Annotated in this window: 11 protein-coding genes; 2 read left to right on the forward strand and 9 right to left on the reverse strand. The window is 50.4% G+C overall.

Going from position 1 to position 11,925, the window contains the following annotated elements; genetic code table 11:
• The 9 genes from L3D05_RS17320 to L3D05_RS17360 all read right to left on the reverse strand — a co-directional run bounded on the left by L3D05_RS17320 (position 1) and on the right by L3D05_RS17360 (position 10,062).
• Complete coding sequence (locus L3D05_RS17320) at positions 1-1,845, reverse strand: cache domain-containing sensor histidine kinase (RefSeq protein ID WP_239617553.1); 1,845 nt, start codon at positions 1,843-1,845, stop codon at positions 1-3.
• A 223-nt stretch (positions 1,846-2,068) separates the two neighbouring features.
• A complete protein-coding gene (locus tag L3D05_RS17325; protein ID WP_239617554.1) occupies positions 2,069-2,890 on the reverse strand; it encodes a BtpA/SgcQ family protein in 822 nt (273 codons plus the stop codon).
• Between the two features lie 34 nt (positions 2,891-2,924).
• The gene (locus L3D05_RS17330; RefSeq protein ID WP_239617555.1) at positions 2,925-3,800 is read right to left on the reverse strand and encodes a carbohydrate ABC transporter permease; all 876 of its coding nucleotides are present in this window, start codon (positions 3,798-3,800) and stop codon (positions 2,925-2,927) included.
• 45 nt (positions 3,801-3,845) lie between these two features.
• Positions 3,846-5,153: an extracellular solute-binding protein gene (locus L3D05_RS17335; RefSeq protein WP_239617556.1), complete on the reverse strand. Its 1,308-nt coding sequence runs from the start codon at positions 5,151-5,153 to the stop codon at positions 3,846-3,848.
• A gap of 14 nt (positions 5,154-5,167) precedes the next feature.
• On the reverse strand, positions 5,168-5,995 hold the full coding sequence (locus L3D05_RS17340; protein WP_239617557.1) for a carbohydrate ABC transporter permease: 828 nt from the start codon (positions 5,993-5,995) through the stop codon (positions 5,168-5,170).
• Positions 5,996-6,013: 18 nt separating this feature from the next.
• On the reverse strand, positions 6,014-6,763 hold the full coding sequence (locus L3D05_RS17345) for an HAD family hydrolase (RefSeq protein ID WP_239617558.1): 750 nt from the start codon (positions 6,761-6,763) through the stop codon (positions 6,014-6,016).
• Positions 6,760-7,545: an SDR family NAD(P)-dependent oxidoreductase gene (locus tag L3D05_RS17350; protein WP_239617559.1), complete on the reverse strand. Its 786-nt coding sequence runs from the start codon at positions 7,543-7,545 to the stop codon at positions 6,760-6,762. Before L3D05_RS17350 ends, L3D05_RS17345 begins: the two co-directional genes overlap by 4 nt.
• 15 nt (positions 7,546-7,560) lie before the next feature.
• A complete protein-coding gene (locus tag L3D05_RS17355; protein WP_239617560.1) occupies positions 7,561-9,060 on the reverse strand; it encodes an FGGY-family carbohydrate kinase in 1,500 nt (499 codons plus the stop codon).
• Positions 9,061-9,315: 255 nt separating this feature from the next.
• On the reverse strand, positions 9,316-10,062 hold the full coding sequence (locus L3D05_RS17360) for a DeoR/GlpR family DNA-binding transcription regulator (protein WP_239617561.1): 747 nt from the start codon (positions 10,060-10,062) through the stop codon (positions 9,316-9,318).
• 240 nt (positions 10,063-10,302) lie between these two features.
• Between L3D05_RS17360 and L3D05_RS17365 the strand changes: the two genes are divergently transcribed.
• On the forward strand, positions 10,303-11,121 hold the full coding sequence (locus L3D05_RS17365) for an ABC transporter ATP-binding protein (protein ID WP_239617562.1): 819 nt from the start codon (positions 10,303-10,305) through the stop codon (positions 11,119-11,121).
• A 106-nt stretch (positions 11,122-11,227) separates the two neighbouring features.
• Entirely contained in the window at positions 11,228-11,920 is a 693-nt protein-coding gene (locus L3D05_RS17370) for an ABC transporter permease (RefSeq protein ID WP_239617563.1), read from the forward strand.
• The last annotated feature ends 5 nt before the right edge of the window (positions 11,921-11,925 follow it).

Genomic DNA, 11,925 nt, shown 5'->3' on the forward strand with positions numbered 1-11,925 from the left:
TCACTCCCGAGGGGTTTGAGGTATTAAACATTTAATGACTGTCCCATGACCCGGTGCGCTACATAGAATAATGCCGTACCCTTGTCCATAGTGAATCCGCAGTCGATCGGCGACGTTGCCTACCCCAAGGCCGCGGCGTTCTCCGGTTTCCGGCGATTCTTCGGCCATTTCCTGCAATGTCGTCATCCCTCTAGTCGCGAACTGCTCCAACTGTCGCTCAGATATGCCAATACCGTTATCCTCTACGTAGAAAGCGATATTCGATCCTTCTTCTTGGGCTCTAATATGGATACGTCCCATGTATTCGATCCCCTCGAAACCATGCTGAATGCTGTTCTCGACAAGCGGTTGAAGCGTGAGCTTTAGAATGGATCTGGTCAAGAGCCCTTTCGGAACGTCGATCGTATAGTCGAACAGCTCCTCGAATCGATACTTCTGAATTTCCAAGTAACTCGTCAGATGCTCCAATTCTTGTTCGATCGTGATTTCTTCCTTCTGTTGGATGCTGATCCGGAAAATATTCGCCAGCCGTTGAACCATCTTGCTTACTTTGCGCCCTTCGTTCTGCACCGCCAAAATGTTAATGGACTCAAGCGCATTGAACAAGAAGTGAGGCTTAATCTGAGCTTGAAGCAGCATCATCTCCGCTTTGCGCTTGCGCGATTGCTCTTCTTTGACGTCGTCGAGAAGCTCCTCCACTCTTGTGACCAAGCTGTTGAAGCCTCGGGCCAGCGTCGACGTCTCGTCTTTCCCAACGATCGTTACGCGCGTCGTTAGATCTCCCCGCTCCACCTGGCGCATCGCCTTAACAACGCGAATAATGAAGGTTACTGTTCTGCGCACGAACATGAGATTAAAGACAAGTGCCAATATGAGTGAAATGGAAGTTACGACGACCATCCAGCGAAGCACGATCGCCATATCCCCGGACAAATACTGCCACGAGGTCACCATGACAAGCTTCCAATCTCCGACGCCTAAACGCTGCAATTGCAAATCTTGAACGGAGACGAAGCTTTTTCGGCCGTCAAAGGATAAGGTCTTGCTCTGCGGCTTACCGCTGGTCAAGTCGATTCCTTTGATCGAATCCACGTACTTCGAGATATTTTGCCCTTCCGCTACCGTTTCGTTATCGAATATGATGTTGCCGTTGCCGCCGACGATGAGAAAACGCCGATCTATTTTTCCTTGGCTGCTATAGAAGCTGAATATCCGGTTTAGCTCGGTCATCTGAAACCGCGTGACTAGAATTCCTTTGCTCTTCAGAGTATCAATATCCAGCAACACCCGAATCTGCGTGAATAAATTGTTCTCGCCAGTCAGTTTCACGTCTTCATTGGGCCCGACCCATACCGGTGCCCCATTTTTCTTGAGGACTTCTTGATAGATAGGGTTATTCTCCAGATCTTCGCGCGCGAGCGGGGTATCTTTCGTAAAATTGACGGTCACTTGTTGGTTATCGTTGCGATAGTGCGTGACGGATTTTATCCCCGGGTAGGTGAGCAGCATTCTTTGACGAAGCTTCTCCTTCTCGAGCAATTGAATGTAGTCAGGCACCCTGGACGCATCTCCGGCAGCATCGGGGCTGCCCCCGTTCGGGTCGATCGATTGCTCCGCGGCCTCAACGCTATCCTCTGTCGTTACCCAGAAATCGGAGAAATAGTTGGCTTCTTTGATCATGTTGTTGATGTTTCGGCCGATCGCTTTCAATGTCAACTCCGTCTGTTCCGCATATTTCTCTTGCGTTACCTTCTGGAATACGAGGTAGGATACTGTGCCCAACACGAACAAAGGTACGATAATAAATGCTAAAAATGCGGCGAAAATGCGTTTGCTCAGACTCATCTGAAGGTGTCCGTCCTCTCGAGTAATTTGAACTCATTATAGCAGTAGGAGGACCTGATCGACATGAGCGGAAGAAAGATTCCGCTTCCTACATTATAAAACCGAATAGCTCGCCTATTAGTCGCTATTTCCATCATGGGGGGATAAAAATGAACAAAACCCCGATCCGTTAAAAACCCGGATCGAGGTTGCTCGCAAATTCGTTATGGCATACAGTTCCCGATTAAACGACGATCGCGTCTTTGCGGAACGCCTTAACCTTGTCCATTAACGCTTTCACGCGTTCGATGTCGACATGATTCTCGAATACGCCGTCGTGTTTGAACGTCGTTCCGACAACGGCGCCGTCGGCCACGGCCAATTGTCGTTCCACGTTCTCCAAGCGGATGCCGGTATTGGCCAGCACGACCGTCCCGTTCGCCGTTTTTTTGACGCGTTGCAAAATTTGATCATCCGTTTCCGCGCCGGCAGTCAATCCCGACACGCAGAGCGCATCCGGACGGTTGTTGAACACCGTCGATTTGACGACGCTTTCGATCTCGCGATCGGCTACGTATTTGGCAGCCTCCGGTACGATATTGAACAATAGCTTTACGTTGTCTGCGCCGATGCGATGCTGATGGCGGATCGTCTCTCCCACATTCGTATTCCATAAACCGAAATCGCTGGCGTAAACGCCCGTGAAAATTTCCCGAACGAACTTCGCCCCGGTTGCTACCGCGAGATCAAGCGATTTCTTGGCATCCCACAATACGTTCACTCCGAAAGGAATTTTAATTAGCGGCATCAACTCGCCGATAATGCGGGCCATTGCAGCTACAGTCTCGGTTTTGACGTCGGTCAAATAAGGAAGGCTGAACTCGTTGGAGAACATGACGGCGTCGACGCCGCCTTCTTGGAGCGCCAGAAAATCTTTTCTGGCCATCTCAATGACGTACTCCATTCCTTTTTCGGCGTCAAAATGCGGATCGCCTGGCAATGGAAGCAAGTGGCACATGGCGATAATTGCCTTTTCTGTTCCGATGACTTCTTTTAACCATGTCATTCCAATCACTCCTATAATGTAAATTCTGTGTCTGTTATCTAGGCTGAGGCTTTCCTCTGCTGACTCTAACGAACAAGGTGCTGATCAACATAATGACGATAAGCAGCAGGTAGGACATAGCCGAGGAGTACCCTGTGTTTAAGAAGGTATAGGCTTGCTTGTAAATGTGATAGCTGATGACTTCCGTCGTCGTTCCCGGTCCGCCCTTCGTCAATACGTAGATAAGGTCGTAAGTCTTGATGGCGGTTATGACGCGGAATAGGACGGCCACGACGATCGTTTCCTTCATCAACGGCAGGGTTACATGCAGAAAGGTTTGAAATCTGCCGGCCCCATCGATGGTGGCAGCTTCATAAGGCTCTCCGGGTAAAGATACTAACCCGGCAAGCAGCAACAAGATCATAAACGGCAACTGATGCCAAATGTCCACCAGGACGACTGTCATCATAGCGAGCTTAGCATCTCCCAGCCATGCTTGCCCTTCTACTCCGATCAATCCGAGTAAATAGTTGACGATTCCCAGATCAGGGTGCAGAAGCAGCCTCCAGATAAGACCGACGGCAACGGGGGTGATCAGCATCGGCACAATGATGATCGTAAAAAAGATCTTTTTGCCCCGTTTGATCCGATTGAGCAACAACGCGACGGCCAACCCGAACAGAAACTCCAGCGTAACCACGATGACCGTAAAGACGATCGTATTCCAACCCGAATCAATAAAATAAGTATCCTTAAACGCCTTGATATAGTTATCCAGTCCGATGAACTCTCCGAACCCCTGTTTCTTCAAAGATGCGTTCGTAAAGCTCATGATCAGCGAATAGACTAACGGATAGATAACCGTCACGGCGAGCACGATCAAGGAAGGAACGAAAAAGATCAGAAATTGCTTGCGTTTTACCGAAAACATCGGCCAACCACCTCCTTCCCGGGATCAAATAATCATTCCTTGCTTCTATTCCAATTCGGCAATTTCTTTAGCCACGGTATCCAATGCCTTCTGGGCGGATTTACCTCCCGACACCGCTTCGGACAGTTCGCGACCTAAAATCTCGATCAGTTGCGGCGCTTGCGGAATAATCGGAATCATGTGCGAATCATTAATGATTTTTTGTACTCTTACATAATGAGGATATTGTCCTAACACGTCGCTGTCCGTGAATACGTCGTTTCTCGTCGGGGAACCCCCTGCCAAAGCGCGTTCCTTAGCGATATCGAACGATTCGACCCATTTAAGGAATTTCCAAGAAGCTTCCTTATCCCCGGCATTCTTCGGAATCGCCCAGCCCCATCCTCCATTAAGCGAAACGCCGCCAGGAACTTCAGCTACGTCAACCTTGCCCGCGACTTTGGATTCATTCTCGTCTTGCAGCTTGTTCAACATCCAGTTGTAGGTGATGAACGAAGCCGCATTACCTTGAGCGAATACGTTAAACGCTTCGTCGAAGCCGAACCCTGCCGCGCCTTTCGGAGCTGCATTCTTCATGTTGTCGATATACAAGCCGAGCGATTTCGCGGCGTTCGCATCGTTGATTCGGACGGAACCGTCTTCGTTGAAAAAATCGCCGCCGGAGCTGAACAAGTAGTTGAGCCATTCGACGCTGATCGGATCCGGGCGCAGGCCCATCATAACGGAGCCATACATGGAATTTCCGTTTTCCTTGGTAATAAACTTGCTGATGTTCACGTACTCTTCCAGATTGTCCGGAAGCGTCAATTCACGGCCGAACTCGGCTTGGTACTTAGCTTTCAAATCGGTATTGTTGAAGATGTCCGTGCGATACACTAGAGACATCGCGTAGTTGTAGAATGGAAGCATGTAGGCCGTATCCTTTACTTGCCCTACCATATTCCACATCGATTTCGAGTACACGCTCGTATCGAACTTGTCTCGGGCAATATAGGAATCAAGCGGTTCAAGCCATCCCGCATCCGTGAACTCCCCAACCCAATAGTTATCCACGACGATAATGTCGTAACTGCTGGTTGCATTGAGCAATTGCGGCACGAGTTTCTCGTGCATGGAAGCATAATTGACAGCTTCGATATTGACTTTAATACCTGATTCCGCCGTGAACTTATCGACCACTTGCTTGACGAAATCGGTATCCGGTACCGACTCCATCAGAATATTGAGTTCCTTTTTACCGCTGCCTGCCGCGCCGGAACTTTCGGATGCTTCCTTGTTGTTTCCGGATGAGCATGCGGAAAGCAGCGACATTACGAGCACGATTGCCATCAGCACTATTCCATGTTTCTTCATTTAATTGATCCTCCTTATTTGACAGAGCCCATTGTCATACCGTTGACCAGGTATTTCTGTATAAACAAAGACAGGAATACAACGGGAAGAATGATGATCACCGTCGCAGCGCACAATTGGGCAATCATAACGCCTTGTTGGGTTTCCATGTTGGCGATCGCCACCGGAAGCGTGCGCGCTCCGGTGCCCGTCAGTACCAAAGCGAACAAAAACTCGTTCCATGCCATCAGGAAGCTGAGAATTCCTGCCGCCATTATACCGGGAGCCGCAAGCGGCAGAACCACTCTCGTGAACGCTTGCATTTTCGTGCAGCCGTCGATCTCGCAAGCTTCGTCCAGGTCTTTCGGTATTCCTTCGAAGAACCCGATCAGAAGCCAGATCATATAGGGCAAACTAAAGGATAAATAAGTCACGATCAGTGCCACCCAAGAATCGAGCAAATCCAGCTTCTTGATCATCATGAAGATCGGAATAACCATTACGATCGGTGGAAGCATCTGGGTTCCCAGAATCGCAATCCGCAAGAAGTTGCCGCCTTTCACCCGTCGCGCGATCCAGTAGGCCGCCATTGCCCCAAGTATGACGGCAATGAACGTCGAAACTAGCGAAACGACCATACTGTTCATAAAGTATCTTCCGAACGGGTTATCGGAGAAGATAGCCCGATAGTTGTCCAACGTCGGCTCTACGAACCATTTCGGGGGAATCTGATAGGCTACCGCCTTGGTCGTAAAAGACGTCCGAACGATCCAAAGAATGGGCAGAAGAAAAATAAGAGCAACTCCTGTAAGCGCGGCATAGGTTAGACCGTTCAGCAGCCTTACGCTCTGTTTTGCGTTCATTTGATTCACCTCCCCCGCCTAAAACTCAATTTCCTCTAATGAAGAGATAATCTTGGACGCATAAGGCCGCATCTTCGTCTCCATCCCTCCATCGTCCGGTATGCCGATTCCGATGCTTCCCGCCTCGTGCGCCATTTGAACGTCAACGTAGGAATCTCCGAGCATGAGCAATCTGCCTGTCGGAACCCCAAGAATGTCAGAAGCTAGATGCAGCATGTCGGGACTCGGCTTGCCTTTCTTCACGTCTACCGGCGTGATGATGAATGAAAGATCATCCGCACGATCGTATACGTCTACCGATATCCGAGTCCGCTCCGCATCGTCGGAAGTGGCGATTCCATATGGAATTCCGGCCTCCCGCAACCTGCGGAATATATCGGGGAAACCGGGTTTCGGATGCAGCACTTTACGCACGTCGAATCTTTCGTCGGAGCGCCTGAAGGCAGCCGCTGCTTGATTACGGCACCACCCCCACTCCGATCCGGTGGCGTCATGCAGCAACGCTGCCGTAACGGTAGCTTCCTCCTGGGGAGAAGCGATCGCGAAGATGCCGTTCGGATCGATGTCCGCGACCTTGCCGTCCTCTAACCGGACGCCGAACAAGCGGCACCATTCCTCGATCGGAAACCGATCGATCTCGGCCAAAGTCGCAATACGGATGTCCCCTAGCCCTTTCCAGAAATGCAGCGAATCAAAGAGCAGCCCGTCCTTGTCGAAAACTACGCCATCGATGTCATATTCATCCGTGCCTACTCTTATCTTCGTCAACCCAATCCCGCCCCTCCGGTTACGTCCATCGCCTCGCCGCTAATGAATTCGGCTTCGGGCGACGCGAGGAATCCGACCGCTCTGGCAACGTCTTCCGCGGTACATAACCTGCCAAGCGGCGTGTTGCGGATATACTCGTCCTTCACTTCTTCAGGCGTCATGCCTCGAAGCGAAGCTTCCCACTCCAACTCGCGTTCCTGCATGCTCGTTTTCACATATCCCGGGCATACGCAATTGACGGTAATTTTGTCGACCGCCAGTTCCATAGCCGCGCTCTTCGTAAAGCCGATAACCGCCCATTTGGAAGCCGCGTAATGCGCCAGTAAAGGGACGCCGCGTTTGCCGGCCATGGAAGCGGTATTCACGATCTTGCCTCCCCCTCTGTTTCTCATGATGGGAATAATCGCCTGCGTGCAGAAGAACATGCCTTTAATGTTGACGTCGAAGTTGAAGTCCCACTCTTTTTCCGTCAACTTTTCGATCGTATTCATCGTGGAGACTCCGGCATTGTTGACGAGAATATCGATCCCCCCGTATTGGGCCGCCGTTTCACCGAACACGCGTACGACTTCTTCCTTATTGGTTACGTCGAGTTTCTTCGCCGAATGAGCCGGAGATTGCGGCTCCAACAGCGCCACGGTGCTTTCCGCGGCTTCCGCGCGCATGTCCGTCACGACGACTGTTGCTCCCAAGGAAGCAAGCTTGAGCGCGATACTTTGGCCGATTCCGGCTCCGCCCCCCGTAACTAGAGCGATTTGGTTCCGCAATGGTTGGTTGGTCATGCTGTGGTTTCCCCCTTAGTAAAGTGACTGCAAAGACTCAAACGACGGCTTCAGCTGTCGATATAAGTCCCGGTAAATCCGATACGATTTATCGTAAACGTCCGAATTGGACGGTATCGGCGAGAAATCCCGATAATCTTGAAGGAAGCCGTGAATGTCCGACCAATCGTCGAACAACCCGGCGGTCATACCTGCCACGAATGCGACGCCGAGCGCCGATCCGGGATGGGAAGGGAATGACCGTATATCGCATTTCAGCACGTCCGCGGCAATCTGGCACCAGAATTTACTCTTCGCCCCGCCGTTGGTCGCGTACACCTTGTTCGGCCTGTAACCGTGCGACTCTAGAATTTCGAGATGATGCCTGAAACCGTAAATAACCGCTTCGAGGATAGCCCGGAAAATATGACCTCGTCCGTGGGACAAAGTAAGGCCGAACATGACGCCTCTCGCTTCCGGATCGAAGATCGGGGTTTTCTCTCCCAGAAAATAAGGAAGGATGATCAATCCGTCCGCTCCCGCCTTTACTTTAAGCGCCGCCTCGTCCAGTTCTTTGAAAATATCGTCGCTCTCGGTGCGGAGCAAATCTTTGATATACCATTTCACGAGCGAACCGCTAGCTGCCATGCAGCCGTTCAGCAAGTAACGTCCCGGAACGACGTGATAGTCGAAAAACAACTCCGGTACCGTTACGATTTCATTCGTACAGTAGAGAATGTCTCCCGCGCCTCCAAATTTGATCAACAGATCTCCCTCGTCCACGATGCCCGCCGCCAAAGTTGAAGCGACATGGTCCGCTGCACCCGCGATAACGGGAATCCCCGCCGGAAGTCCCGTTAATCTAGCCGTCTCTTCCGAGACGGTTCCGACGATGTCGGCTGAAGCGCGAACGTCCGGGAACAGGTCGGGATCAATATTGAATCCTTTAAGCTGATCGGTCAGCCAAGCGCCTTCGTGAATGTCGTATAAACCGCTTTCAACCGCCCAGTTCACTTCCACGGAAAACTGTCCGGTCAATCGATAAGTCACGTAGTCGTAGGATCCTAAAATCGTCGACGTCTTGTTCCAAACTTCCGGTTCGTTCGCCTTTACCCATAGCAATCTTGGCAATACGTGCTGTTGATTCGTATATCCGCCCGTCAGACGAAAGAGGGTATCTTGGTCGAGGGTTTTCTTCAACCATTCGATTTCTTTGCCGGAGCGCGCGTCGTTCTGTTGAATCGAACGTCGCAACGGATTCCCTTCCGAATCGAGCAGCACGATCGCCGGCACCATGCCGCTGACGCCGATCGCTTCGATTCCCGCAATCGCGTGCGGAACCTCGCGCAACATCCGCTCGATAACGAGCAACGTGTTGCTCCACCAATCTTCCGTGTTTTCCTCCGCCCATCCGATTTGTTCGGAATAAAGATCATGCGGAGAGCTTGTCTCGTAGACGATTCGCCCATCGCGCGAAATCAGGATGGCTTTGACGGATGTTGTGCCGATGTCGATCCCTAATGAGTAGCGACTCACAATCCATCCTCCTTCAATTTGCATTTTTATCGAACACACTACGGGACTTTGATGTCATGTTATCTTACAAAATATCATTCTGTGATCTAAATATATCACGAGCTTACATTGTGGTCAATAAAAATCTCATTATGATCAATAATAATCATATTGTGATCATTTAATGATCAATATATTTGTGTGTTTTAGTTTTACGCATAAAAAAAGACGGCTTTCGCCGTCTTTTTCTCGCCAAACTCCACCTTATTTTACTCCCTATACGAAAGTCCATTTGCCTCGAAAAGGAATTTGCTCATGCATCGATTCAGGATCTTCGTTCGTTACGATTTCGTCTATCTCGTCGAACTCGCAAATCTTAACGAGCGACGTTACGCCGATTTTCGTCTTGTCGACCAATGCCACTACGTGCTTGGAACGTTCGATGAACGCTCGTTTGATCTCAGCTTCCTCCAGATTGAAATCGGTTGGTCCATTATCTTTGGAAAGTCCGGCCATTCCCATGAAGAAGCGGTCGAAGTGAAATTTCATGATCGTGTCGCGAGTAATCGAACCGACAAGCGACATCTCCGTCTTGCGAAGATTGCCGCCGACGAGATACAAATTTACGTTGCTCTGCGAGAGGATGTTTGCTGCCTGGAAGGAGAACGTAAATACAGTAACGTTGTTTTTACGAAGCAACTCCTTGGCAAGCTCCGTAACCGTTGTACCGATATCGAGAGCAATCACTTCCCCTTCGCACACTTGATCCGCCGCATAGGCCGCGATTCTTTGCTTCAAGTCGGGATTTTGCTTCATTCTTAGATTAAAAAGAGGCTCGATCCCGAGGCCGGGAAGAAAGGCCCACCCCCGCTTTCGAACAAGCAGTCCTTTTTGCTCCATCTCCACAAGATCCCGCCGTACTGTTACCTCGGACATTTTCAAATAGGAAGCAAGCTGTTGGACTGACGAAGGCGATTGCTGGTGAAGAAGCTCAAGGATGTCTTTTTCACGTGCGTTGTTCACATTCGACCCTCCATTTTCAAATAGGTTTATCACAAACATAACAAATGATCATCATTTGATCATTGCCTATTGTATCGGATTCCATAGCTTTAAGCAATAGGTAACGCTCAAAGCGGGCACTTCCTGCACAATAGGCTAGAAGCCGATAATAACCTGCGAAATAGACGGTTGACATACTTTAATGAAGGTGATAACATCTTGTTCCTTTCGCTTTGTCAATCCATACAGGAGGATAAATCATTGATAACCGTTAGCGGAATTAGTAAGAGCTTCAAAGTAGCGAAGAGATCTTCGGGGGTACGAAGCGCGGTGAAGTCGCTGTTTCGCAGGGAGTATACGGAGGTTGCCGCTTTAAGCGACATTTCGTTCTCTATCGAGCCGGGAGAAATCGTCGGCTACATCGGACCGAACGGGGCCGGCAAATCGACGACGATTAAAGTCATTAGCGGGATACTCGTGCCGGACAGCGGAACTTGCAAAATCATGGGCTACACGCCTTGGCTCGACCGAGTCGCGTACGTGAAAAACATCGGCGTTGTATTCGGACAACGATCCCAGCTCTGGTGGGACGTGCCGGTCATCGATTCCTTCGATCTGCTAAGGGACATCTACGATGTACCAGAAGCCGAGTATCAAAGCAATCTCAAGCTCCTTACGGAAACGTTAGACCTCGAGGACATTATTCGAACGCCGGTTAGGCAGCTAAGCCTCGGACAGCGGATGCGCTGCGAAATCGCGGCCTCGCTCCTGCACAGCCCCAGCATCCTCTTCCTCGACGAACCAACGATCGGGCTCGACGCCGTCTCCAAAATCGCGGTGAGGCAGTTCATCACACGAATCAATCAAGAGAAGGGCGTCACGATTATTCTGACCACCCACGATATGAACGATATCGAAGCGCTCGCCCAAAGGATCATTCTCATTGGGAAAGGCTCCCTGCTCTACGATGGTGACATTCACGCATTGCGTGATAGATACGTTAATGCTTTCCCATCCGAGTCAACGCCTTCGATCGAAGAAATCATCGTACGGATGTACGAGGAGTACCAAATCACATGAAATCATACTTATCCGTCTTCCGGTTGCGACTCGTCAACGGTCTGCAATATCGTTCCGCCGCGCTCGCGGGAATCGCGACGCAGTTTTCTGGGGATTCATTATTATTATGGTATTCGAAGCCTTCTATAGCCAAACTAGCGTCACGCCGACCATCTCTCTGCAGCAGTTGATTACATACGTCTGGCTACAGCAAGCTTTCCTCTCGTTCATCATGCTATGGTTCAGGGATAACGAACTCTTCCAGCTCATTACTTCAGGCAATATCGCCTACGAGATGTGTCGTCCAACTGGCATTTACGGGTTCTGGTACGCCAAGCTGCTTGCCCAGCGTATATCGAGCGCAGTGCTTCGCTGTGCGCCTATTCTCGTCGTCGCCGTATTCTTGCCGCAGCCTTATCGCCTATCGCTGCCGAGTGATCTGGCCACCGCCACCTTATTCGTCATCGCTCTTCTTCTTGGACTACTTATCCTCGTGTCGATTTCCATGCTCATCTACATTTCTACTTTCGTCACGATGTCTGCCGCCGGCTCGCTGCTCATGTTCGGGGTAATCGGCGAATTTCTCGCGGGAATGGTCATTCCGATCCCATTAATGCCCGATTGGCTGCAATCCATCGTCAACGTTCTGCCTTTCCGGTTAACGGCGGATTTTCCGTTCCGCGTCTATTCCGGACATATTCCCGCCCGCGAAGCGTTGGAACTGATTCCCATTCAGCTTGTCTGGCTATTCGCGCTATTGCTAATAGGTAAGTTCGCTATGGGCAAAGCGTTGCGGAGAGTCGTCATACAAGGAGGTTAGAATGC

The sequence above is a fragment of the Cohnella mopanensis genome (assembly GCF_022352055.1).
Lineage (GTDB): Bacteria > Bacillota > Bacilli > Paenibacillales > Paenibacillaceae > Cohnella > Cohnella mopanensis.

Coding starts and splice junctions, on each gene's coding strand:
- L3D05_RS17320 (WP_239617553.1), bottom strand. CDS start 1,845: ATGAGTCTGAGCAAACGCATTTTCGCCGCATTTTTAGCATTTATTATC.
- L3D05_RS17325 (WP_239617554.1), bottom strand. CDS start 2,890: ATGACATGGTTAAAAGAAGTCATCGGAACAGAAAAGGCAATTATCGCC.
- L3D05_RS17330 (WP_239617555.1), bottom strand. CDS start 3,800: ATGTTTTCGGTAAAACGCAAGCAATTTCTGATCTTTTTCGTTCCTTCC.
- L3D05_RS17335 (WP_239617556.1), bottom strand. CDS start 5,153: ATGAAGAAACATGGAATAGTGCTGATGGCAATCGTGCTCGTAATGTCG.
- L3D05_RS17340 (WP_239617557.1), bottom strand. CDS start 5,995: ATGAACGCAAAACAGAGCGTAAGGCTGCTGAACGGTCTAACCTATGCC.
- L3D05_RS17350 (WP_239617559.1), bottom strand. CDS start 7,545: ATGACCAACCAACCATTGCGGAACCAAATCGCTCTAGTTACGGGGGGC.
- L3D05_RS17370 (WP_239617563.1), top strand. CDS start 11,228: ATGGTATTCGAAGCCTTCTATAGCCAAACTAGCGTCACGCCGACCATC.